The following is a 23,821-nucleotide window of genomic DNA, read 5'->3' on the forward strand; positions in this document are numbered from 1 at the left end:
TCAGACCCCCCATCTGCCTGAACCAAAGGTTTCCATCAAGAAAAATTGCAGAATCGGATAACCGAAGGCAATCAGCATGAATACGGCGATGATGGCGTTCCACAAGCCGAAGCTGTTCAGGTAGCCGGGTAATTCCTTGACGGCATGGATCGGTTCGGCGTATTCGACCTCGCCCTTATAGCTTTCCTGGCTGGTTTGGGTTTTATACAGGATATAGATCAGCAAACCGGCCGAGCCCAGTAGAATCAGGCCGCCGAATATCATCGTCACCTCGTACGGTTCCCAGGACAGCGTCAACAAGTTGTTGTAGTGCACGCTGTCGATCCGGCGCGGTTGGCCGAGCAGGCCCAAAATGTGCCAGGGCGTGGTCATGATGATCATGCCGATAAACCAGCTCCACAGTTGGGCGATCGCCAGCGACGGGCAATACAGCGGTTTGCCGCTCAACACCGGCCAGAAGTAATAGGCGATACCGAAGTACATGATGATGGTGGTGCCGCCGAAGATCAGATGGAAATGGCCGGAAATCCAGGCAGTGTTATGTACCATCGCGTTCATCGCGTAACTGGCGTTGATCAAGCCGCCGAAGCCGCCGAAGATCAGCATCAGTAGGCCCAGTATCAAGGCCAGAACCATCGGGTTGTTCCAGGGCAGCGCCGCGATCCAGCCGAACAGTCCTTTGCCGCCACGCAAACGGCCGGCGATTTCCAGCGAGGCAATCACGGTAAAGCCGGTAATGAAGGTCGGTAAGGTCACGACGAAGGTGCCGACCGCGTGCAGCAGTTTCCAGCCGTGGCCTTGTTCCGGGTCCATATACAGATGATGGAAGCCGATAGGCAAGCTGAATACCACCAACAGGATGAAGGCGGCGCGGGCCATTTCGTCGCTGAACAAAAAGCCGCCGGCTTGTTTCGGTACCAGACAGTAAAACGCGGTGTAGGTCGGAATCAGCCAGAAGTAGACGATAGGATGTAGGGTCCAGGCGAATAGGGTGCGGGCCAAGCCGGCGTCGATGGTGTCGATCCAACCCAATGCCCACGGGATTAACTGGAACAACACTTCTGCAGCGACGCCGACGCTGGTCCACAACCACAGGATGGCGTTGCCGGTGGTGGCGAACATCGCCAGCGGCACCGGTACGCCGGGGTTGGCCTTTTTCCATTGCATATACATGACGATCATCGACACGCACCAGAACCAGGAGCCGACCACCAACAAGGTGGCGCCGATATAGAACAACGGGTGCGCCTTCAACGGCGGATAAAAGGTAAACAGCACCGAGGCCTGGCCGAACAGCAGCGGTAACGCGGCCATGACCACGCCGGCCAAGGCCACGCCTAAGCCGGTCCAGGCGAAGGTTTTATTCCACACCGGCAATTTCAGCGTGCTGGTGGCGACGTAATAGCCGAAGCCCATGATGAAAAAGGTGGTCAACACAAAGCCCATCAGCACGCCGTGGGTACTGACCGAGGCGTAATAAACCTCGCGCGATTCCAGAAAGCTGAAGAAGCCGCTGCGTTCGATGACTTGATAAAGGCCCATCACCGCGGCCAAGCCGAAGGCGGCGAAGGCGACCCAGAAATGGGTCAGCGCCAATTTTTTTTCTACGCTGTTATCCATGGTTTGCTCCCCCTTGTTTGTTGAGCGCTTCCCATTGCGCCTTGCTGACCACCTTGATGTTGCTCCACATATGGGCGTGGCCCATGCCGCAGTATTCGTTGCACAGCAGCGGATAGTCGCCGGCATGATGCAGTTCGGTTTGGACTTGAGCGACATAACCCGGCACGATCATCGTGCTCATGTTCGTCATCGGGATGTGCACGCCGTGGATCACGTCCAGGCTGACCCAGCGGAAGGTGATTTTGGTTTCCGCCGGCAGGGTCAGGGTTTTTGGATAAAAACCGTACCGTCCGGCTACCATCCGCACCGTCACGCTACCGTCCGGGTTGGTAATGGCGCCTAATTTGTCTTCGGCAAATTCTGCGGATAAATGTAATTTCGCCGAATCTATGGTTTCGACGTTGCTTGGCGCATGGATACCGTGAAGCAGGGCTGAGCCCAGAATCACCGCAACAAAAAGGCCGGCAATGCCCAAGGCGATGCCGGCCCATCTTTTTTCGAGTCGATCGATATGCATGGCAGCCTCCTAGCCGATATGGCCGCGGGGTAGAAATACCCCGTAATACATTAGCAACCAGGCAATTACCATGCCGCCGGAGACGATCAGCATCAAAGCCCAGGTGCCGACCGGCGAGCTCTCCAGGATTTTTTTGCGTTCTTCTTCAGTGAGATTGTTCATATCCTTCCTTTCTTGTATGCGTTTATGACAGGAATTGAGTTGGCAACCAACGGCATGAACAGCACAGGCTCCGTCATTCTTGCTGATGACTTAACCAGCCGATTGCTGTGGTAATCATAACCTTAGCCCCCGTCGGATCGAAAGCGAAAATTCAATGTAATTAATTGGTTGTAATCCAAAGTTACTATCAATGTCAGTATTGGCTCCCGGTATTGGCTGCAGTATTTCGCGATGGTCGCGGTGCTTGGCTTCGGCTTGGTATAATGGCCGACTTTTCCAAATGACTGGGTTTGTCAAGATGAACATCACTGACTATATGCAGCAGTTAGGGCGACAGGCCAGGCTTGCCGGCCGCGAGATCAGTAAGGCCGATAGCGGTCGTAAAAATAATGCGCTGTTGAATATCGCCGCCATGCTCGAGGCCGATAGCGCCACATTAGCCAGCGAAAACCGCAAGGATCTCGATGCCGGCCGGGCTAACGGCATGGATGCGGCCACGCTGGATAGGCTGGAACTGACGCCGGCTCGCATCGACGCGATGGTCGAGGGTTTGAAGCAAGTCGCGGCTTTGCCCGACCCAGTGGGTGAAATCAGCAATCTCGGGTATCGGCCCAGCGGTATTCAGGTCGGCCAGATGCGAGTGCCCTTGGGCGTGATCGGCATCATCTACGAGTCGCGGCCCAACGTTACGGTCGATGCGGCGGCCTTGTGCCTGAAATCCGGTAATGCCTGTATTTTGCGCGGCGGCTCGGAATCGATTCACTCCAATCGGGCGATTGCCGCCTGCATCGCCAAGGGTTTGGCCGCGGCCGGCCTGCCGGAACAGGTGGTACAGGTAGTCGAAACCACCGATCGGGCCGCGGTTGGCGAATTGATCCGGCTGCAGCAATATGTTGACGTGATTGTACCGCGCGGCGGCAAGAGCCTGATCGAGCGGATCAGCGCCGAAGCGACGATCCCGGTGATCAAGCATTTGGATGGGATTTGCCACGTCTATATCGACGGTAAAGCCGACATCGACAAGGCCGTAGCGATTGCGATGAACGCCAAAACCCACCGCTATGGTGTCTGCAATGCGATGGAAACCCTGCTCGTCGCCGAGAGCATCGCTCCGGCGGTACTGCCGGTTTTGGCCGAAAAATACGCGGAGCAGGGCGTCGAATTGCGAGGTTGCCTGAAAACCTGTTCCTTAGTGAAACAGGCCGTCCGCGCCAGCGAAGCAGACTGGCATACCGAATATCTGGCGCCGATTTTGTCGATCAAGATCGTGGCCGATATCGACGAAGCGATAGACCACATCAATACCTATAGCTCGGCCCACACCGAAGCCATCGTCACAGAGGACTACACCTTGGCGCGGCGCTTTTTGCGCGAGGTGGATTCCAGCTCGGTGATGGTCAACGCCTCCACCCGCTTTGCCGACGGTTTCGAATACGGTTTGGGCGCCGAAATCGGCATCAGCACCGACAAACTGCACGCCCGCGGACCGGTAGGATTGCACGGCCTGACGTCATTGAAATACATCGTGCTTGGCGACGGCCATATTCGCCAGTAAATGATCGGCGTTTACGGCGGCACTTTCAATCCGGTCCATTTCGGCCATTTACGCACGGCGTTGGAAGTCAAGGAGCTGTTCAAACTGCAGCGCCTGCACCTGGTTCCATGCCGGCTGCCGGCCCATCGCGGCCAACCCGAGGCCGACGCCGAGATTCGGATGCAGATGCTGGCCGCCGCGGTGGCGGATACGCCTGGGTTTTACGCCGATAGGCGCGAGCTGGAGCGCGACGGGCCTTCGTATATGGTCGATACTTTGGCGGCATTGCGGAGCGAGTTAGCGGGCGATACGCCATTAGTGCTGTTCATCGGCGCCGATGCCTTTGCCGGTTTGGAGCGCTGGCACCGATGGCAGCACCTGTTCGAGTTTGCCCACATCGTCGTGATGACCAGACCCGGTTTTCAACCCGGGCCGTTACCGGTTTTTTTGCAACAGCGGGTCGTCGACGATGCCGGTGTGTTGAGCGTCGAAGCGGCCGGAAGGGTGTTCTTCCAACCGGTGACGGCCTTGGCGATTTCCGCAACTGAAATCCGTCGTTTAATCGCGGCTGGCCGCAGTCCGCAGTTTTTATTGCCTGATCGGGTTATTGCTTTGATCCGTCAGCATCAACTTTATCAAGCAACTACTGATCAATAGGAATTCGAATGCAATCAGAAGAATTAGTGAAACTGGTCGAAACCGAACTCGACCTCCGCAAAGGCCTGAATATCAAAACCATCGATGTGCGGGGTAAGACCAGTATCACCGATTTCATGGTGATCGCCACCGGTACCTCATCGCGGCATGCCAAATCGTTGTGCGATTACGTGCTCGAAAAGGTGAAAGAGAGCGGGCTGCAAGCTTTGGGTATGGAAGGCGACCAAAGTTCGGATTGGATCTTGCTGGATTTGGGCGACGTGATCGTACACGTGATGACGGGACAGGCGCGTGAACTTTATCAATTAGAGAAGTTGTGGTCGGTAGCCGGCGATGCGGCCAGGGCCTGACCTCGCCGGCGTGTAAGCAAATTGCTTGCCGGGTCGAGCTAAACTTTCAGACTGATCCTAAAGAATAATTCTGCTCTGCCGATGACTCAGGCATAGAGAGGAGGGTTTATGAAAGCATTGCGAATAATCGGTTTAGCGGCATGTTTGGGATTAGCGGCGTGTACCAGCCTGAGCGGCAAGAATGCGGAGTCGGTGCAGCAGACTAAAACCTTGCGCGCCAGCGGTTTCAGCAGTTTCGACAACAGCGGTCGGCTTTCGGTCAACCAGCGTTGGTTGCAAGCGCAACAGTCGGCCAAGCTTGAGGCATTCCGCGGTTTGGCGGACCAGTTGTACCGGGAGCCGCTCGACAACGGCGATACGGTCGGCGCAAAAGTGATGCGCGATGAAACCTATCGTGTCTATCTCGATACCTATCTACGCGGCGCTGCCGCCTCGGATTACCGCACCGTAAAGGACAACTTGAAAGCAACATTGGAGCTGCAACTCAGTCCGCGGTTTTACCGGTGCATGAGTGGCGGTGCCGGTAACGTCAACCAATGTTTGCAGGAAGAAAATAAGGTTCCGTTTACCCGATTGGGTTATAAGGAAGCCACGGTCACATCCGCCAATCTGGCTTGCGGTGTGCGTGACTGTAATGATCTGTATTACGTCAGCGGTTTCTCTAAACAACCGAACCTGCTGGACGACGTTTTGTTGGATGCCGGCTTTTACGACGCGCAAGGTATCGTCAATACCGGTGCTCGCGGATTTCTGCAATACTTTCTATTCAATGGCTTCTTTAATACGCTTTAACAGTCTGATTGCACCGATGTTGGCGATCCTATTGGTCGCCTGCGACGGCTCGTTGATGCGTAAATACGGCGCCGGCGACGGGGCTGTTGACGCGTCGGGCCGCCAAACCACTGTGCAAGGGGCTGCGCAAATCGGCGTCGGCGGTGTCGAGGAAGCCCGACGTGCAGCGATCGACGACGCAGTGATGCGCGCTTCTTCGCAGTTGAAACGCAGCAACGTTGGGTCGGTCATCAGTGACGTCAAGGTGGTTGACGAATGGCAAGACGGCGAGGTCTACCGGGTTCAGGCCTTGGCAGTATTGTCCGAGCGTCAGCATTGTGCTTCGCCTTACCGCAAAAAGATCGTTGCTACCGGTTTTCCGATCATGAACGCCGAACAGGTGAGTAGCAGCGAAAGCCAGGATTTGTTTAGCGGTATCCCGCGCGAAATCAATAACCGCTTAATGGAAACCGGCGATTTTATCGGCCGTAATCTGACCAACGCCGTATTGTATTCCCGACCCGACATCGCGCCGGAAATCCTGTCGCCGACAGGCTCGGCCGAGTCGGTGATCGTTAACGTCGCCCGCCAATACAATGCCCAGTTCGTGTTGTCCGGCGTGATACGCGGGTTTCGCACCGAATCCACCGAATATGTGCGAGGCACAGGTGTATTGGCGGAAATCAAATCCATGACCAGGGAATTTATCGGCCGGCGCAGTATCGATTTCGACGTCTTCGTCCACGACGGTTTCAGCGGCGCGCTGTTATTCCAGCAGCGTTACAGTGCCTCTATCCTGGGCGACGTGTCGCTGCCGAACGGCTATAACGTCGGCAGCGAGCGCTTCAACGACACGCCGTCCGGGCATAAAATCGACGAATTGATTCAGCAGGCCAGTGCGGATTTGCATCGACTATTCGGCTGTTACCCATTCACCACCCGCGTGTTGGAGTCGACCCATAACCGAATCGTGATCGCGGCCGGCGCTCAGGACAAAATCAAAGCGGGAGACAAGTTGATGATATTTTCTGCAGCAGGGATCGCGCCGGATGGACACGGATTGAGCGAGTCGATTGGAATTTTGACTGTCTCGGAAGTCAGTGCCAACACGGCGGCCGGCACTCTGGATTCGGGGACGAACCGGGTGGTTCGGCCGGGAGACTGGGTGAAAAGTTTTGCTGCTCCGTGAGTCCTAGGAAGCCGCCTGAAGTCGCTCAATATCTTTGCTTAGCGCGGATGGCGGTACGAAAGGTGCGTAACGTTTGTAGACGTCACCGTCGCGACCAATCAAAAATTTACAAAAATTCCATTTGACCGACCGGCTGCCCAAGAAACCCGGTGCCGTAGTTTTCAGATATTGAAACAAGGGGTCGGCCGTGCCACCGTTAACGTCAACTTTTGCAAATAACGGAAAGCTGACGCCGTAGTTTGCTTCACAGAAGTCGGCTATCTCGTGGTTGGAACCCGGCTCCTGTTGGCCGAATTGATTGCACGGAAATCCCAGTATCTCGAGTCCGCGGCTTTTGTAGGTCTGGTATAGCGCTTCCAAGCCACGGTATTGCGGCGTAAAGCCGCAACGGCTAGCAGTATTGACCACCATGAGGACTTTGCCGCGAAATTGCTCCATAGAAACGCTTTCGCCGCGAATATTCAAGACGGAAAATTGGTATATATCGCTCATAGTCAAAACTTCGCTGATAGATAGTCGGTTGGAGAGCTGGTGATTTAGTGCGCGGAGCCATGTTGGCATACTGGGGCGTTTGGAAATCTGCGAGTTTTCCGAAAATTTGCTTATGGCGGAAACGATACTTTTTTCATTCGGGTGGAGCGGGCCGCGGCGCTAACGGCCATAGGTTACCGTTGGCCGCGGATTTGTCAAAACAAAACCTGCTGGTTAAACCGATTGCAACCCTGCCAGATATTGTTGCAGTTTGTGGGCGACCATGGCCTCGTAATGCCTTTTCAGGACAGAGTCAGCCGGTTTGGCAGGTAGTTCGCTTTCAATCTCGCGGGTGATGTGTGCCAAAAAATGCCTTCTCAGGACAGAATCCTGCGGTAAGGCAGATGTGGATGCCATTGCTGCGACCGCCGGTGTTGCTATGGCGGCGGCGGTCTGGATGGGTGGAATATCCGAATGGGTTTCGGCCGCGGAGGCGAGCGAATGCATGGCGTCGTAATGACGGTGCAAAACCGAATCTTCCGGCGGTTGCTCGGTGTATGCCGTGTCCGCTGGTTTAGCGGCGGCCGTGCTTGCCAGTTCCGGCTCGGTTTTTGTAAATGTTGCCGGTTCTACGGCCGCGGTTGCCGGAGCCGTTTGCGCTTGTTGCGGCGCTGTATCAGCGGTTGCCGACATCGCCTGCGTCGCCGACGGTTTCAACTCCGCCGCGGCCGCATTGGCTTTTTTGCGACGGCCGAGCAAAGCCCAGGCCAGAATGCCCAATACCAGCAGCGAAATACCCAGAATCGATAAAGTTACCAACATGACGGTCCTCCTTTGAAAGAGTGTTGTTATTTTTCCCAGCCGACCCTGCGTCCAATTTGGGCAGCGTTGATTTTTTATAATGGCCGCCAAGCCTCCTTCAGCGACCGGATAACCTTCGGCGTCGCGACCAAACCCGCGGTGTTGTGACGGCTATCTGGTGCGACTTATAACATAATTCGTTGAAATTGTTGATTTTGGCCGGGTTTTTTCCGGCTTGGTGACGCTGTCGCGTTTATCGGCGGCTGGGTCCGGTACAATGAGCGCCTATTTTGTGTATTTCTGATGTATTGATGACTGATTCAACTATCTATGCGCTGGATTTCGACGGCGTGATTTGCGATAGCGCGCTGGAAACCGCGCTGACTGGCTGGAAGGCTGCTGCCACAATTTGGAGCGGCATGACTGGCATTGCGCCGCCGGAAATCGTCAAACGTTTTCGCGCCGTGCGTCCCATCATAGAAACCGGCTACGAGGCGATTCTGGTGATTCGTTTGTTGTATGCGGGAGAGAGCATAGAGTCGATTTATGCTGGCTACAGCGAAAAAGCCAATCAAATAATGACGGCGGCCGGATTGACGGTCGAAGGTTTGAAACAGCTGTTTGGAGACACTCGCGACCAATGGATCGCGCAGGATAAAGCCGGTTGGATTGCCGTAAATCCGTTGTTTTCAGGTATCGCCGACAAGCTGCGTCGGTTGGGTTCGAACCATGACTGGTATGTGGTTACGACCAAACAAGAACGTTTTGTCAAAAAAATCTTAAACGCGAATCACATCGAGCTCGCTGCCGAACGTATTTTCGGTCTGGACCGGAATATGAGCAAACCGGACGTATTGAAAGGTCTGAAGCGTTCGTACCCCGGTCGGCCGATTTATTTTGTCGAAGACCGTCTGCCTTCATTGCAGAACGTTTTGCAGCATGCGGAACTTGCCGACTTGCGTCTCGGCTTTGCCTTGTGGGGCTACAACTTGCCGCAGGACAAAGTGCTGGCCGAGGCGGAAGGGTGTTTGCCGCTAGAGCTCGAATACTTTTTGGCAGACGGCCTATCGCCGCTCGGCGCAGCCTGATGTCGGCCTAAAATCTCAACAAGCTTTGCACGTAGAAATAATCCGTATCCGGTGTCCGTGGCGCGGACGGGGCAATCCTGGCGAATTCGCCTTTGAACAGGTGAGTCCAGCCGGTTTCGAAATTCAGGCTGCTGTTTAAATCCCAACGCGCCGTCAATTCCAACTGTTGGCCGACCGAATCGCCGCTAAGGCCGGTTTTGTCCTGCAAGCCGGTGCCGGCCCAACTGTCAGTCGGCGAGGCCAGCCAGAACAAGCGATGGGAAACCGATGCTTGCAGGTCGCTTCGCGGCGAAAATGTGATGCGGGCGCCGGGCGAGTTGATATTGGTGCGGGCGAACGCGCCGTAGATACCGGTGGCGCCGAACTCGAAGCGGCGGGCGCCGTATAAGGTATCGAACCTCTGGTCTTTATTGTCATGGGGATTGTCGTCGCCGCTGGCGTAATCGTATTCCAGTGTCAGATGCGGGGACCAGGGTGTGTCAAAGCTATAACCGATGTCGGCATGTTGGTACCAAGCCGAGTGATTCTGGTCAAGCCCGTCTCGACTGCCGCTGCTGGCTCTTACGGTGCCGAATTGGCCGATAGTTTCCAGTTGAAAGTCGAACTGCGACTTGGCCGGTTTGATAAACCAGCGGGCGCCGGGCGTAAAATAGCGCCGGTTGCGAGTCTGATTGCGGATGCTGTCGCCTTCGTCCAGATGGTACAAATAAACTTCGGCGCTGGTGTGCCAGGCTAAATTGTAAAGTTCAAAAAAGCCTCCGGAAAACCAAGTGTGGCTGTCTTCCTCGTCGAATTCATGAGTTTCCGCCAACAAATCGGTCGCTGCCGTCGGGTAGCGGTTGACCGGCATTGTCACAAATCCGGTGAATTGCCATGTGTCGTAATCTAACAAGCGCAATTTGATGCCGGTAAAGCTGTTGATGGTATTTCGCATGGCGTTGCGAGCAATCAGGCGTCGGCTGCCCAAATTCAGAGTTTGCCGACCGGCGACCATTTCAAAGCCGAGTCCGCTGTAGAACATATTCTGTCTGGCCCAGGCCAGATAGCCTTGGAGAAAGTCTGCCTGGTCGGCGTGGGTATTGTTGACGCCGGAACCGCCGTCGGCAGCCAAGGCTCTGGCATCCAGAAATTCCGCGCCGAGGCGAAAGGCGTTGAAACTGGCTTGCAGCCAAAGATCGCTTTGTAGCGCAATTTGCTGGTCGCCGCCTTTGCCGTTGGCTTTGAAGGCATTGTCCAAGGTTTCGTAGCGTGTGCGCTGTTCCAAGCCGATTGCCAGCCATTTCGGTAATCCAAGGCTATCGTGCAAATTCCAAACCGGCTTTTCGTATTTATCGTTTCCCAGCAAGGCATCGGGCATTTGACTGGAAAACGGAGCGAATGGCGGCCGACTATAGGTTTTCTGTTCCGCAGCTCCGACTGCAGTTGCCGCGCTGACCAAGTAAAGACTGCCGGCCGCCAATGTTGTCAGTGGGTTACAGATGGGTAGTGGTTTCATCTTTAAACCTTATTCATCGAAGTTGATCCGTTGCCCGATCAAACGTACGTCTAAGTCCATTTGTTTCGGGCGCCCTCTTTCTGGCTCTGGTTCGGTTAAGTACGGTGTTAGCTTACTCATCGTTATATCTTTGCGTAAATAACGAAGAATGAGAATAGTATGTTTCCGGCTTGGTAATAATCACCGCCGGATCAAAGAAATCGGGCCCGAGGCCGGTTAGGCGAGATAGTCGTTGCGGCGGCGTCATCGGTCGTTTGGGAGGGGCTCTTTATTTTGATATTCCATGTTGGAACAGCTGCTGACCGGACTAGATTCCGCAGGCAGGGCCCAAGAAGTTGCCGTCGCAGTGTCTGTGATCGAAGCCGAGTAAACGACATCAAGCTGGCCGGGCCCCGGCTGTTGCGGCAGCGGTTTGATGCAAAACCTGGTCGCAAACCTTACATAAACTTCGGCAAAGGTTCTGGTGTGATGTCGTGTTTGCGACAATGTCGGTCATAGGCCGGCTGAATTGGCTTGTTTTTCCGCTGCAGAAATGCGGCTGTCTTTGAATAATCCTAAGAATGATAAGGATTTGGCAAGCTGGCAAGCCTCTTGCTTCGCAGCACAGTAATACGATTTCATTCATCCGACAGGAGATTTTCCCGATGTTACTCGAGAGCTACGACAGCCAAGGCCTTTTGACTATTACTTCCGTGCTCGGTAAAACCAGTACGGCCGGAGTATCCGCCTGGCGCGGCGATCTGGTGTTGGTAGAAGGCGCTATGCGCGAAGGCGCCACCAATCCTAACGATCGTAATCCGCCGAAGTTGTTGATTCATCAAGCGGCGATGCTGGCTGATAACGAGAAGATCTTGTTCGTCAACGGCGTGGTTTATAAGCTCGACTCACTGCAAGTGTTCGTAGAAAAGTACAAAGCGGGTTTGACTCCTGAAACCCTGGCTTTGGTGTACGTCGAAAATATTGGCAGCAATTTGGAAGTCGAAATCGGCGGTGTCAAATTCAAATTAGTGCCCTACAGCGAAGGCATGGTCTGGAACGAAACCATGGAATTGCTTTACATCGAAAAGGCCGACCTGAAAGGTCAATCTGCCGAAGACAAGGTGGTGACGGTATATGAAGCCGCCAAAGATTTTAAATTTAAGGCGGAGACGGTGGACTACCAAACGGCTTTAAGCAAAACCATCGAAGTCAAGCGCGAAGCCAGCTACGGACCGGTGTAAACCGGCTTTATCCAGGTCGGGAGCGAGCATGAAAAACTTTAAAACGGTTTCGGTTGCCGAATCGGAACATTTGATAGCCGAACAGCAACCGATGATTTTAGATTGCCGCGATCTGAAGGATTACCGGGCCGGTCATATCGATAACGCCATGCATGTACACGAACAATTGCGCGATTCCCTGCTCAGAAAGGGCGATAAGACCAAGCCCTTACTGATTTACTGCTATTACGGCCACGCCAGCGAACATTTGGCGGAAATGTTCGGCGATTTCGGCTTTCAAGCGGTTTACAGTCTGGCCGGTGGTTACGCCGACTGGAAAGAGCAGCACAAACTATAAAGGTAAGGCTATGGAACAATTATCACGAGATTTGGCGTTGCGGATTGCGTTGGCGTCGCGGGTGCTGCCTGGAGTCGATATCGCAACGCTAATCGGCATCTTGCACGAAAAGGCCGGCTCGCCGCTGTCGGACGAGAAATTGAAGACGATCACCGTCACCAATTTAAAGACTGGAATCGGCAGCCACGACGGCGAGGAGGACGGCGAGGACATCGATATCGGCTTGGCCAATATCAAACTGGCCGTGCGTTATCTTTGGGGCGAAGAAGATGGTGACGAGGGCTTGCCGGAAATTCAACCGTACAAAGACGGTGATTTGCCGGAGTCGATTCGGGTCGCGATTGCTTCCAACAGCGGCGCTTCATTGAACGGCCATTTCGGCTCCTGCATCCGCTTCCTGGTATACCAATTGTCGCGCGACGATATGCGCTTGGTCGATATCCGTTCCACCGTCGATGCCGACGCGGCCGAGGATAAAAACCTGTTTCGCGCCGAACTGATCAAGGATTGCCACGTGCTGTTCGTGCAATCGATCGGTGGTCCGGCAGCGGCTAAAGTGATCCGCGCCGACATTTACCCGATCAAGATTCCGGACGTGATCGAAGCGACCGATCAATTGCGCGAGTTTCAGAAAGTGTTCGACGCGCCGCCGCCTTGGATGGCTAAGGCATTGGGCAAAACTGCCGAAGAACGCAAACGCTTCGTATTGCAGGAATAATCAAGCAAACCGGCCGGCAATCAGCTTACTTGGGCAGTTGCCGGTTCAGTCGGATCAGGAAGGTGGTGCCTTGGCCGGCTGCGCTGACGAAACTCAGCGAGCCGCCGTGCTGCTGATTTATGATGCGGTGAGCGATATACAAACCTTGGCCGCTGCCTTTGCCGACATCTTTGGTCGTAAAAAACGGATCGAATATTCGGTCTTGAAGCGGCTCAGGAATGCCTGGCCCGTTATCTGAGATCCGGATCTCGACGCCATCGGTAACGCTTGCAGTGCTGATCCGAATCCGGCCGTGGCCTGTTCCGCCATCCTCGATCGCTTGAGCCGCGTTGATAACGATGTTCAAAAACACCTGGTTTAGTTCGCCGGGGAAGCACTCTATATTTGGCACCTCGGCAAAATCGGTTTCGATCTCGGCGATATACCTGTAGCTGTTGCGGGCGATCAGCAACGTATTTTCCAGCGCCAGATTGACGTTAATCCAACCGGCATTACTTTGGCCGCTGTGGGAAAACCCTTTCATCGCTTGGACGATACGGACGATTTGCGATATGCCCTCCAATGATTGTTCGATGGCTAACGGTGCATCTTCCAGAATAAACGCCAGATCCTCTTTACGCTCCAAGGCATCGATAATTGGTCTGTGGTCTGCCTGGGCGAACAATAGTTTGCGGTACTGTTCCAGCAGACGGGTAATGCTGCCGAAAAAATCGCCGATAGCTTTGATGTTGTCGCCGACGTATTGGGCCGGCGTGTTGATTTCATGGGCGATGCCGGCTGCAAGTTGGCCGACCGCAGCTAGTTTTTCGGCTTGCAGCAGGTTTTTGTTGGCTTGTTCGATCGCTTGGGTGCGCAGTTCGATTTGTTGATCCATGTAGCGCATGATGTGTTGCGATTGCCGGTTCAATTGCCACTTACGTAGCACGGCGTGAACCATCTGGCGTAATTCCAGTGCGCTGAACGGTTTTTCCAAGATCAATAACTGGTCGCTTTCGCCGAGTTTGGCGACCACTTGCTGCCAATTCAAGGTTGGTCCGCTGCTACAGAGTACCGCGTGCAAATTGGGATCGATTAGCCACAGACGGCGGATTAACTCGATGCCTTCGCCATCCGGCAATTCGTTTTCGACAAAGATCAATTGGTAAGGCTTGTCCGATTCCAGGCCGAGACAAATATCCGCTTCAGCCGCGGTTCCGCAGGTACGGCCCTGAAAAATGTAGCTCAGGGTTTCGGTAGCGTTCTGCAGCGACGCGGCCGCGTCGCCATTGAACATCAAGTCGAGCCTGTCGCGTAAAGCAGGATCGGGGTCCACGATCAAAATTCTGGAATGGTCTTCGGTTTCGATAAACATACTTACAATCCGAATTGGCGTAGATTCTGTTTAAGCGGCAATGCGACCCGCTCGCGGCCGATAGGCGGTATGGTTCTTTACCCTCTCAGTGCGCGTTGGATACGCGGCAGATGGATGTCAACCATCGATATGTCATCGGTTTGCGACTGTTGCTGGCGATGTAGGCGCAAGCGTTCGGCTACATGGTCGATCCGGCGCATGCCGGGCGGGGTGTCGGTCAATGCCTGTTGCAGCCTGTCGGCACCGAACAAACTCAGATCGTTGCCGATTTGGTCGGTGACCCCGTCGCTGTAGGCAAAAATCGATTCGATTCCGCTGATATCGTATTCGGAGATGTTGTCGGTCAAGCCGCTGCCGGAGACAATGCCGAGCGGCAGATTGGCGGAATGCAAGTTTTCTATGAGCTTGCCGTAGCTGTCGAACAGGAAGATATCGGGCATGCCGCCATTCCATACCCGAAACCGGCCGGTTGCCAAATCCAGTTTAATCAGCGATGCCGCGCAGAATAAACCGGTCGGCAATTTGCGGCACATTTTCCGGTTAATGATGCCGACGAGTTCTTCCAATGGCGGATGATCCAAACATTGCTGGTCGAAAATCTCGGTGACCAGCAAACCGCCCAGGGCCGATTGCAGACCGTGGCCGGTCAAATCGCCCAGCATCAGGTAAAAAGCCTGGCCGTCGCGGCTGACGGCGTTCAAGATAAAATCGCCGCCGACCCCGTCTTTGGCCGATAGAAAAAACTCCAATCCGTCCGGTACTTGGTAGCCGTATTTACCGAACTTGCTGCAGACGATTTTGGCTGCTTCCAGTTCGTGTTCCACCAGCGCCTGTTTTTCCGCCAATTCGGCATTTCGTTGCTGCAATTCCTGATTTTTCTGCTCGAGTTGAATGCTTAACTGGCGTCTGGAAATGACCAGATTGTATTGTGCAATTGCGTCGCCGATGACCTTTCTAGTCACTTCCAGCGGGCAGGGTTTCGGTAAGTAGCGAAAGACATGGGTGTCGTTAATCGCTTTGATCGCGATGTCGAGTTCGATATTACCGGTCAGTATGATTTGCACGCTGTCGGGCGACAATTCCCCGGCCTGCTTCAGAAAATCCAAACCGTTGATTCCGGGCATGGCGTAATCCGACATAATCACAGCGATATCGGATTCGCGGCGCAGTATCGCCAAAGCTTCTGTGGCCGAGCTGGCGGTATATAAGTCGAACTGGCGGCCCAAAGTGCGTCTAAACAATTGGAGCATGTTGTTTTCGTCGTCGACGCACAGAATTTTTTCCGGTGTATTGTCCGCCATTGCTCGCTCCTATTTTTTTTCGAAGAACGCGGTTACTTTTTCGGCCAGCGTCTGCCAATCGGCGAGGCGATGCAGTCGGCCGATTCGCTGCAGGTAGCTTTGGTCCAACTGCATCTCGAACAAGCGGTCGTTGCCCGGCCGTTCTGTCGGATTTGCCAGGCAAGCCGCGACATGCACTGCGGTTAACTCATTGACCGTCTGGTATTCGGATTCGCTCGGCGCGTTTTGCCACAGGATCGATTCCACGATCAGGGCAGGAATTTTCCATAAACTCAAGACGTAAGCTGCCGCAGCTGAGCGGGTAAAACCGAAAATCTCAGTTTCCAGTGCGGCCACCGGGGTGTTGCTGCGGGTGGTTTGCTCCCGGAGCATTTTGAATTTGTCCCCGCCGCGCGACATGAAAATAAGCAAACCCATGTTGTGCAGTAACCCGCCGACATAGGCCTGATCCGGCTTGTCGCCGGTTTGCTGTTCCGATAGTGAGATCAGCCTTGCCAGTTCTGCAACCCGGCTGGCGTCTTGCCACAGGTATTCCATGTAGCGCTCCATTTCCGGGTCGCTGACGGGGAAGGCGGTCTTGATATGGACCGATAACACCAGGCTGTTGAGTTTTTTCAGGCCGATCAGATTAATTGCGTCGGTCAGATTCGAGACGGTGCGTTGCAGACCGAAATACGGCGAATTGACCAGATGCAGCAGCTTGGCGGAAAGCACCATGTCCTTGGCGAAGATTTCGGCGATTTGCAAGTTGGTGACGCGTTCGTCGGCAATAGCGGCGTTCAGGTCGTGGTAGATTTTCGGCAAACTCGGTAAGTGGCTGGCTTCGCCGACTTCCGCCGCGATCCGCGGGTTATTGACGTAATCCTGGGTTTTGAAAACTTGGGTGATTGCTTCCCGCAATACTTCGGCACTACAGGGTTTGGTCAAGTACTGGTGAGCCACTTCCAGGCCGCGGCTCAAGGTTTCTTCGTCGGCGTAGCCGCTAAGGATCATACGCACCGTAGCAGGGTAGATGTCGGCTACCCGTTTCAACAACACGTCGCCGCGCATTTCCGGCATCATCATGTCGCTGACGATCAAATCGATGGGTTGATGCTGCATGATCTCCAAAGCTTGTTTGCCGCAGGTGGCGAAATACACGCTCCATTGTTCGCGGTAAGGTCGCAGTTGACGTTGAATACCGCTAATCACATTTTCGTTATCATCGACAAATAGGATGTGTTTTTTGGCGTCCACGCGTTTTCCTTACGACGGCCCAGTGGTTCTGCTCGCACCCGGGTGTCGCGGACAGTGCAAGCGATAATCGGTCTGGCGTTTCGGAATGAAAGGCATCGGTCGGGGCGAGTTAGCAGTCAGGAGCGCTAAGTTTAGATAAGAGCGGCCACTTTGTCTGACGCCAATCGGCTGGAAATCGACGCTGCCGCCAAAAATGCGGCCCACCGCCGGTTCTGTCGGGTGTCGGCGAGGATTTAGCGACATTGACAAGGTTTTGGGCAACTGATAGCTTTGCTGCTGGCACTCGGCAATGTGGAGTGCTAACGAATTTTGAAGGTATCGAATGTGGCTGGCGGACAGGACTTAAACGAACGATCGCTTTATTTGCTAAAAACCCTGGTGGAGCGTTATATCCAAGACGGCCAACCGGTCGGCTCGCGCTTGCTCTCCAAGGACCCGAATTTGAAATTGAGTCCGGCCAGCATCCGCAACGTGATGGCGGATTTGGAAGAGATGGGCTTGATCCATTCGCCGCATACCTCCGCCGGGCGGGTGCCGACGGTCAGCGGCTACCGTCTGTTCGTCGACAGTCTGCTGACTGTCAGACCTTTGGCTTCCAACGAACTCGACCAGTTACAGGCCGGGTTGCATAGCGAAACCGAGACGGCCAGCGATCTATTGGGCAAGGCCTCCAAGCTGTTGTCCGACGTCACCAAAATGGCCGGGGTGGTCACTTTGCCGCGCCGCGACAGCGTTTCCTTGCGGCACATCGAATTTTTGCCGATGTCCAGCACCCGGATTCTGGTGATTTTTGTCACCGACACCGAAGAAGTTCATAACAAGATCATCCACACCGAAAAACAATTCTCTGCGGCCGAATTGCAGCAGGCTGCCAATTATTTGAACTCGGTCTTCTCCGGCCGCAGTCTGGCCAAGATTAGGGAATTGGTGGTGAAGGATCTGGAAAAAGATCGGCATTCGGTCAACCAGGGCATGATCGATGCGGTGAATATGGCGCAATTGGCCTTCGCGCAGCAGCCCAACGACGATTATGTGTTGAGCGGCGAAACCAATTTGATGGGTTTTTCCGAGCTGTCAGACATGGAGCGGCTCAAACAGTTATTCGAAGCCTTCAGCCAAAAACACGGCGTAATCCACTTGTTGGACCAATGTCTGCAGGCTGACGGCGTCCAAATTTTTATCGGCGAAGAGTCCGGCTACAGCGTGTTCGAGCGTTGCAGCCTGGTGACCGCGCCGTATTCGGTCAACGACGAAGTGGTCGGCGTGCTCGGCGTGATCGGCCCGACCCGGATGGCTTACGAAAAGGTGATTCCGTTCGTCGACGTTACCGCAAAATTATTGGGCGCGGCCTTGAATCCGAAATAAAAGCCCTTATCGTTAGCCCAACTCAAAAAATTAGAACCATGGAGAAACTATGAGTCACCAGCAATCGAGTCACGAACAGCAACCCGATAGCGAATTGATCGCCGAGGTATTGGAGCAAACCAAGCCTGCCTTCGAAGAAGCGGCGGCAGAAGAAACGGCAGGCGAAGAGACGGTCGGCATCGAGTCCTTACGCCAGCAATTGGAACAAGCTCAACAACAGGCGGCGGCTAATCTGGATAAAGCGTTGCGGACCCAAGCCGAAATGGAGAATTTGAAAAAACGGGTACAAAAGGATTTGGACGACGAACGTAAATACGGCTTGGCCAAATTCGCTAAAGAATTGCTCAGTGTGCTGGACAGTCTGGAATTGGGCATTCAGGCCGCCAGCGGCGACAGCCCGGAAGTGGTCAAGTTGCGCGAGGGCAGTTTGCTGACCGTCAAACAATTCGAATCGGTGTTTGCCAAGTTCAATATCGAAACCATCGATCCGTTAGGCCAGCCGTTCAATCCTGAATTCCATCAGGCCATGGTGATGCAGCCCAGCGAAACGGCCGAACCGAATTCGGTATTGAACGTATTTCAAAAAGGTTACGTTTTAAACGGCCGGTTGTTACGCCCGGCCATGGTGGTGGTGGCCAAGGCCGCCGACAAACCCGCCGATAGTGCAAAAATCGATGAGCAGGCTTGAAAATCCAACGATCAACCGCATATCGCTAACAACTTTTTAACTTACCTCTTATTCAAGTCTGGAGAATTTCAATGGGCAAAATGATCGGTATCGATTTAGGAACCACCAACTCCTGCGTCGCCGTACTGGAAAACGGCACCGCGCGGGTCATCGAAAATAGCGAGGGCGCCCGCACCACGCCTTCCATTATCGCCTTTACCAACGATAACGAAGTCTTGGTCGGCCAATCCGCCAAGCGTCAGGCGGTCACCAATCCGGAAAACACCTTGTTTGCGATCAAACGTTTGATCGGTCGTCGTTTCAAAGAAGACGCGGTGCAAAAAGACATCAAAATGGTGCCTTACAAAATCATGGAAGCCAACAATGGCGACGCCTGGGTGGAATGCCACGGTAAAAAAATGGCGCCGCCGGAAGTGTCTTCCCGGGTGTTGATGAAACTGAAAAAAGACGCCGAAGCCTTTTTGGGTGAAGAAGTCACCGAAGCGGTCATCACCGTACCGGCTTATTTCAACGATTCGCAACGTCAAGCGACTAAAGATGCCGGCCGTATCGCCGGTCTGGACGTCAAACGCATCATCAACGAACCTACTGCGGCAGCGTTGGCGTTCGGTATGGACAAACCGAAAGGCGACACCACCATCGCGGTCTATGACTTGGGCGGCGGTACTTTCGATATTTCCATCATCGAGATCGCCGAAATCGAAGGCGAGCACCAATTTGAAGTATTGGCGACCAACGGCGACACCTTCCTGGGCGGCGAAGACTTCGACTTGCGCATCATCGATTTCCTGGCCGGCGAGTTCAAAAAAGACACCGGCATCGATTTGCACAACGATCCTTTGGCTTTGCAACGGCTGAAAGAAGCAGCGGAAAAAGCCAAAATCGAATTGTCTTCGGCTGAACAAACCGACATCAATCTGCCGTACATCACCGCCGATGCCTCCGGTCCGAAACACTTGAACGTCAAGCTGACCCGCGCCAAACTGGAATCGCTGGTCGACGATCTGATCGAGCGCACCAAGGGCCCATGCCTGCAGGCGATTAAAGACGCCGGCATTTCCACAGCAAAAATCAACGACGTGATTCTGGTCGGCGGTCAAACCCGGATGCCGAAAGTGCAAGCTTTCGTTAAGGAATTGTTCGGCAAAGAACCGCGCAAAGACGTCAACCCTGACGAAGCCGTGGCGTTGGGTGCAGCAATTCAGGCCGGCGTATTGGGCGGCGACGTTAAAGACGTGTTGCTGCTGGACGTGACTCCGTTGTCGCTGGGTATCGAAACCCTGGGCGGCGTAATGACCAAATTGATCGAGAAAAACACCACGATCCCGACTAACGCTTCGCAGACCTTTTCGACTGCAGATGACAATCAAACCGCGGTCACCGTCCACGTGTTGCAGGGCGAGCGGGAAATGGCATCCGGCAATAAATCGTTGGGCCGGTTCGACTTGCAGGACATTCCGCCGGCACCGCGCGGCATTCCGCAAATCGAAGTGTCGTTCGACATCGATGCCAACGGTATCTTGAACGTCTCGGCCAAAGACAAAGCCACCGGCAAAAAACAATCCATCGTGATCAAAGCCTCCAGCGGTTTGTCGGACGACGAAGTCGAACGCATGATCAAGGACGCCGAAGCTCACGCCGACGAAGACCGTAAGCTGAAAGAACTGGTCTCGGCGCGCAACTCGGCGGAAGGCATGATTCACGCCACCGAAAAATCGCTGAAAGAATTGGGCGACCAAGTCAGCAGCGATGAAAAATCGGCGATCGAAGCGGCGATCAAAGACCTGCATGCGGTACTGAGAACCGATGACAAAGACGCCATCGAAGCCAAAACCAACGCCTTGACCGAGCTATCGGGTAAACTGGCCGAACGCGTCTACGCCCAAAAAGGCGGCGCCGAAGCGGCTGCCGCCGGTGCTCACGAACACGCCGCCGGCGGCCAACAAGCCGAGCCCGATCACAATGTGGTCGATGCCGAGTTTGAGGAAGTTAAGGATGATAAGAAGTAAGGTGTAGGGCGGATGGCCAAAGCCGATCCGCCTAAAGTCTTGAACAATGGCAACAGATTGACTCAAGGATAATTTTAAATGCCGGAATTAGAAAAAGAAGCTATAGCGCTGCTTGTTTTTTTGCTTCCAGGTTTCGTTTCCGCTTGGGTCCTTTATGGCTTGACTTCTCAAGTCAAGCCATCTCAATTTGAGCGGATTATTCAAGCACTTATCTTTACGTTTGTTGTTCAGGCACTGATTCCACCAGCAAAGTCAGCACTTTGTTTTTTTGGTAAATTCGTTCAATTGGGCGTATGGGATCAATCTGCTGAAAATTTTGTGAGGCTCGTAATTGCGATAATTATTGGCGTTTTGCTTGCCTATTATATAAACACTGATTCTTTTCATAAAAAGCTTAGGCGGGTTGGATTTACAACCAGAACCTCTTTTCCGTCGGAGTGGGTTGGTGTTTTTTCAGAACATATTGCTTATATTGTTCTCCATTTTAAAGATGGTCGGCGATTATATGGGTGGCCCAAAGAATGGCCAACGCAATATGATAAAGGACACTTTTACATCATGCAGCCGATATGGTTGGGAGATGATGGCTCTACAATAGAGCTGAAAAACGTGGATGGAATACTCGTAAATGTCGCTGACATTAAGTGGGTTGAGTTTATGAATAATATCGACGGAGAAGTAACATGAGAAAAGGTTCAAATCCGCCTCCGCCTCCAGCTCAGACTGGAGATGGTCAGGTTGAAACAAAAAATAGTAATCCTCATGCACCTAAACTGAGGCCTGCGCCGCCGCCGCCGCCGCCGCCTGCAACGGGTGGGTAAGCTAGCTAGCCCGCGTAGGTCCGATTACGCTAACGCTCATCGGAGCTACATTGTCGAATAAATAGGCGAGATGAAAAATGCCAAAACTCTACGAATATTTTGGCCTGATCATCATGTTTTACGCCAATGAACATGAACCGGTGCATGTCCATGGCAAATGCCAAGGCCGAGAGGCTAAAGCGGAAATTATTTTGACCGATGGGCAAATTGATAGTATCCGTTATTTGCAAGTGACCGGTCGTGAAATGTTGTCCGAACGCGAGTTGCAATATTTTCGCGAAATTGTCAGTGCGAGAGCGGTTGAAATAGTACAGAAGTGGATAGACTATTTCGTTTGGCATAAATCGATTCACTCCGAACGTATTTGCAGGCGGCTAAAATGAATCAAACTATTAACATAAGCTCTGCTAGTTTTTTGGGCGATTATCGTATCAGTCTGCTATTTGATGACGGAAAGCAACAGACTGTCGATTTTAAAAACTTTCTGGTGCGATCAAAACATCCAGATATACGTGCTTATCTTGATGTCGCCAAGTTTTCAGACTTTCATATCGAATATGGCGAATTGGTTTGGGGTGATTATGACTTGTGTTTTCCAGTGATCGATTTGTACTTAAATCGACTTGAACACAACGGATATATCGAGTCTGCGGCATAGCTATGAAAGATGCCCTTGATGAAGCATCGCGACGAGCTAAAGAAATAGATGATGGCTTGGTTGAATGTATTTCCGCGGAAATTGTGGCGATAAAAGCGCGGGAGTTATTAAGCGATCAGTCAAAATACAGTCAGTACGTAGTTAATAAGATTCAAAGAAGCCTACAGCGTGTAGAAACCTAAGGCTGTGTTTCGCACCAAGAGGTGGAAAAACGTTTCGAGAGATGGCTCAATCAAGATGATGCCTAATATTCCTGGATAATTAGTTTTAGATTATCCGGTTAGAACAATTAAAAAAGCAATTCGTATTTAATATAAAAATGGCCGCAAAAGAAGATTTTTACAAACTGCTGGAAGTGGATCGCAACGCCAGCGAAGCCGAAATTAAAAAAAGCTATCGCAAGATGGCGATGAAATACCATCCGGACCGCAACAAGGATAATCCGGACGAGGCCGAGAAAAAATTCAAGCTGATCAAGGAAGCTTACGAGGTTTTGTCGGACTCGAAAAAACGCGCGGCTTACGACCAATTCGGCCATGCCGGTGTCGATCCGTCAATGGGCGGCGGCCGTGGCGGTTTTACCGGGGCCGAGAGTTTCAGCGATATTTTCGGCGATGTGTTCGGCGATATTTTCGGCGGCGGCCGCCAGCAGCGCAGCAGCGTACAGCGCGGTGCCGACTTGCGTTATAACCTGGAATTGACGTTGGAAGAAGCAGTCGGCGGTACCGAAGCCACCGTTAAGGTACCGGTGCTGGTCGCGTGCGGCGAATGTAACGGTAGCGGCGCGAAGAAGGGCAGCAGTCCTGTCACTTGTACTACTTGCCACGGCCACGGCCAGGTGCGGATGCAGCAAGGCTTTTTCTCGGTGCAGCAAACCTGTCCGACCTGCCGCGGCACCGGCAAGCAAATCAAGGACCCGTGCCCGAAATGCTACGGCCAGGGTCGGGTGCAGGAAACCAAAACCCTCAATGTCAAGGTGCCGCCTGGCGTGGATACCGGCGACCGCATCCGTTTGGCGGGCGAGGGCGAGGCCGGCCTGAACGGCGGCCCATCCGGCGATTTGTACGTGCAAGTTCAGGTCAAGGACCATCCGATCTTCACCCGCGACGGCGCCAACTTGTATTGCGAAGTGCCGATCAGTTTCCCGATGGCCTGTCTGGGCGGCGATTTGGAAGTACCGACCCTGGACGGCAAGGTCATGCTGAAAATTCCGCCGGAAACTCAAACCGGCCGCATGTTCCGCTTGCGCGGCAAAGGGGTCAAGCCGGTCAGAGGCGGCGCAGTCGGCGATTTGCTGTGCAAAGTGCAACTGGAAACCCCGGTGCACTTGACCAAGGACCAGAAAGCCTTGATCGAGAAACTCGGCGAATCCTTGTCCGGCGGCGGCAAACACCATAGTCCGCAAGAGCATAGCTGGATGGACGGTGTGAAAAACTTCTTCGACAAACTGACGGGATAAGCC

General features: G+C 53.5%; 26 protein-coding genes. 17 read left to right on the forward strand and 9 right to left on the reverse strand.

Annotation, left to right across the window (positions count from 1 at the left end):
• The 3 genes from ACH518_RS12305 to ACH518_RS12315 are packed head-to-tail and all read right to left on the reverse strand — an operon-like array spanning position 1 to position 2,299.
• On the reverse strand, positions 1-1,620 hold the full coding sequence (locus ACH518_RS12305) for a b(o/a)3-type cytochrome-c oxidase subunit 1 (RefSeq protein WP_445370290.1): 1,620 nt from the start codon (positions 1,618-1,620) through the stop codon (positions 1-3).
• Positions 1,613-2,137 (reverse strand): cytochrome C oxidase subunit II, encoded by a 525-nt coding sequence (locus ACH518_RS12310; RefSeq protein ID WP_445370291.1) that lies wholly within the window; start codon positions 2,135-2,137, stop codon positions 1,613-1,615. The genes ACH518_RS12305 and ACH518_RS12310 overlap by 8 nt, the downstream gene beginning before the upstream one ends.
• A 9-nt stretch (positions 2,138-2,146) precedes the next feature.
• Complete coding sequence (locus ACH518_RS12315; protein WP_445370292.1) at positions 2,147-2,299, reverse strand: hypothetical protein; 153 nt, start codon at positions 2,297-2,299, stop codon at positions 2,147-2,149.
• Between the two features lie 298 nt (positions 2,300-2,597).
• On the opposite strand from ACH518_RS12315, the gene ACH518_RS12320 reads away from it, so the two are divergent.
• The 5 genes from ACH518_RS12320 (at position 2,598) to ACH518_RS12340 (ending at position 6,800) form a co-directional block, all read left to right on the forward strand.
• The gene (locus tag ACH518_RS12320; RefSeq protein ID WP_445370293.1) at positions 2,598-3,854 is read left to right on the forward strand and encodes a glutamate-5-semialdehyde dehydrogenase; all 1,257 of its coding nucleotides are present in this window, start codon (positions 2,598-2,600) and stop codon (positions 3,852-3,854) included.
• Positions 3,855-4,490 carry a nicotinate-nucleotide adenylyltransferase gene (gene nadD / locus ACH518_RS12325; protein WP_445370294.1) on the forward strand — a complete coding sequence of 212 codons (636 nt, stop codon included), beginning with the start codon at positions 3,855-3,857 and terminating at the stop codon, positions 4,488-4,490.
• An 8-nt stretch (positions 4,491-4,498) separates the two neighbouring features.
• Complete coding sequence (rsfS, locus tag ACH518_RS12330) at positions 4,499-4,840, forward strand: ribosome silencing factor (protein ID WP_445370295.1); 342 nt, start codon at positions 4,499-4,501, stop codon at positions 4,838-4,840.
• Between the two features lie 108 nt (positions 4,841-4,948).
• Complete coding sequence (locus ACH518_RS12335; protein ID WP_445370296.1) at positions 4,949-5,632, forward strand: hypothetical protein; 684 nt, start codon at positions 4,949-4,951, stop codon at positions 5,630-5,632.
• 16 nt (positions 5,633-5,648) lie between these two features.
• The gene (locus tag ACH518_RS12340; RefSeq protein ID WP_445370297.1) at positions 5,649-6,800 is read left to right on the forward strand and encodes a flagella assembly protein FlgT middle domain-containing protein; all 1,152 of its coding nucleotides are present in this window, start codon (positions 5,649-5,651) and stop codon (positions 6,798-6,800) included.
• Between the two features lie 3 nt (positions 6,801-6,803).
• Here ACH518_RS12340 and ACH518_RS12345 read toward each other — a convergent pair whose 3' ends face one another.
• On the reverse strand, positions 6,804-7,292 hold the full coding sequence (locus ACH518_RS12345) for a glutathione peroxidase (protein WP_445370298.1): 489 nt from the start codon (positions 7,290-7,292) through the stop codon (positions 6,804-6,806).
• A gap of 213 nt (positions 7,293-7,505) precedes the next feature.
• Positions 7,506-8,051, reverse strand: a complete 546-nt coding sequence (locus tag ACH518_RS12350; RefSeq protein WP_445370299.1) for a hypothetical protein — start codon at positions 8,049-8,051, stop codon at positions 7,506-7,508.
• 332 nt (positions 8,052-8,383) lie between these two features.
• On the opposite strand from ACH518_RS12350, the gene ACH518_RS12355 reads away from it, so the two are divergent.
• The gene (locus tag ACH518_RS12355) at positions 8,384-9,160 is read left to right on the forward strand and encodes an HAD family hydrolase (protein ID WP_445370300.1); all 777 of its coding nucleotides are present in this window, start codon (positions 8,384-8,386) and stop codon (positions 9,158-9,160) included.
• Between the two features lie 7 nt (positions 9,161-9,167).
• Here the strand turns inward: ACH518_RS12355 and ACH518_RS12360 are convergent, their stop codons facing one another.
• A complete protein-coding gene (locus ACH518_RS12360; RefSeq protein WP_445370301.1) occupies positions 9,168-10,655 on the reverse strand; it encodes an alginate export family protein in 1,488 nt (495 codons plus the stop codon).
• 644 nt (positions 10,656-11,299) lie between these two features.
• Between ACH518_RS12360 and ACH518_RS12365 the strand changes: the two genes are divergently transcribed.
• The 3 genes from ACH518_RS12365 to ACH518_RS12375 are packed head-to-tail and all read left to right on the forward strand — an operon-like array spanning position 11,300 to position 12,930.
• Positions 11,300-11,875 carry a hypothetical protein gene (locus ACH518_RS12365; protein ID WP_278212330.1) on the forward strand — a complete coding sequence of 192 codons (576 nt, stop codon included), beginning with the start codon at positions 11,300-11,302 and terminating at the stop codon, positions 11,873-11,875.
• Between the two features lie 28 nt (positions 11,876-11,903).
• The gene (locus ACH518_RS12370) at positions 11,904-12,212 is read left to right on the forward strand and encodes a rhodanese-like domain-containing protein (RefSeq protein ID WP_140913278.1); all 309 of its coding nucleotides are present in this window, start codon (positions 11,904-11,906) and stop codon (positions 12,210-12,212) included.
• Between the two features lie 10 nt (positions 12,213-12,222).
• The gene (locus tag ACH518_RS12375; RefSeq protein WP_140913279.1) at positions 12,223-12,930 is read left to right on the forward strand and encodes a dinitrogenase iron-molybdenum cofactor biosynthesis protein; all 708 of its coding nucleotides are present in this window, start codon (positions 12,223-12,225) and stop codon (positions 12,928-12,930) included.
• A gap of 25 nt (positions 12,931-12,955) precedes the next feature.
• Here ACH518_RS12375 and ACH518_RS12380 read toward each other — a convergent pair whose 3' ends face one another.
• The 3 genes from ACH518_RS12380 to ACH518_RS12390 form a co-directional block, all read right to left on the reverse strand.
• Entirely contained in the window at positions 12,956-14,281 is a 1,326-nt protein-coding gene (locus tag ACH518_RS12380) for a sensor histidine kinase (protein WP_445370302.1), read from the reverse strand.
• 77 nt (positions 14,282-14,358) lie between these two features.
• Positions 14,359-15,582, reverse strand: coding sequence for a SpoIIE family protein phosphatase (locus tag ACH518_RS12385; protein ID WP_445370303.1), 1,224 nt, complete (start codon positions 15,580-15,582; stop codon positions 14,359-14,361).
• 9 nt (positions 15,583-15,591) lie between these two features.
• Positions 15,592-16,818, reverse strand: coding sequence for a response regulator (locus tag ACH518_RS12390; RefSeq protein ID WP_140913282.1), 1,227 nt, complete (start codon positions 16,816-16,818; stop codon positions 15,592-15,594).
• 324 nt (positions 16,819-17,142) lie between these two features.
• On the opposite strand from ACH518_RS12390, the gene hrcA reads away from it, so the two are divergent.
• The 8 genes from hrcA to dnaJ all read left to right on the forward strand — a co-directional run bounded on the left by hrcA (position 17,143) and on the right by dnaJ (position 23,818).
• A complete protein-coding gene (hrcA, locus tag ACH518_RS12395; protein WP_278212859.1) occupies positions 17,143-18,183 on the forward strand; it encodes a heat-inducible transcriptional repressor HrcA in 1,041 nt (346 codons plus the stop codon).
• Positions 18,184-18,232: 49 nt separating this feature from the next.
• The gene (gene grpE / locus ACH518_RS12400) at positions 18,233-18,871 is read left to right on the forward strand and encodes a nucleotide exchange factor GrpE (protein ID WP_140913283.1); all 639 of its coding nucleotides are present in this window, start codon (positions 18,233-18,235) and stop codon (positions 18,869-18,871) included.
• 71 nt (positions 18,872-18,942) lie between these two features.
• On the forward strand, positions 18,943-20,880 hold the full coding sequence (dnaK, locus tag ACH518_RS12405) for a molecular chaperone DnaK (protein ID WP_445370304.1): 1,938 nt from the start codon (positions 18,943-18,945) through the stop codon (positions 20,878-20,880).
• A 78-nt stretch (positions 20,881-20,958) separates the two neighbouring features.
• Positions 20,959-21,567, forward strand: a complete 609-nt coding sequence (locus ACH518_RS12410) for a DUF6338 family protein (RefSeq protein WP_445370305.1) — start codon at positions 20,959-20,961, stop codon at positions 21,565-21,567.
• A 211-nt stretch (positions 21,568-21,778) separates the two neighbouring features.
• Positions 21,779-22,084, forward strand: a complete 306-nt coding sequence (locus ACH518_RS12415) for a DUF4160 domain-containing protein (protein WP_445370306.1) — start codon at positions 21,779-21,781, stop codon at positions 22,082-22,084.
• Positions 22,081-22,359 (forward strand): DUF2442 domain-containing protein, encoded by a 279-nt coding sequence (locus ACH518_RS12420; protein WP_445370307.1) that lies wholly within the window; start codon positions 22,081-22,083, stop codon positions 22,357-22,359. Before ACH518_RS12415 ends, ACH518_RS12420 begins: the two co-directional genes overlap by 4 nt.
• 2 nt (positions 22,360-22,361) lie before the next feature.
• On the forward strand, positions 22,362-22,541 hold the full coding sequence (locus ACH518_RS12425; protein WP_445370308.1) for a hypothetical protein: 180 nt from the start codon (positions 22,362-22,364) through the stop codon (positions 22,539-22,541).
• A 137-nt stretch (positions 22,542-22,678) separates the two neighbouring features.
• Positions 22,679-23,818 (forward strand): molecular chaperone DnaJ, encoded by a 1,140-nt coding sequence (dnaJ, locus tag ACH518_RS12430; protein ID WP_445370309.1) that lies wholly within the window; start codon positions 22,679-22,681, stop codon positions 23,816-23,818.
• Positions 23,819-23,821: the final 3 nt, after the last annotated feature.

Source organism: Methylomonas sp. HW2-6 (assembly GCF_052474525.1).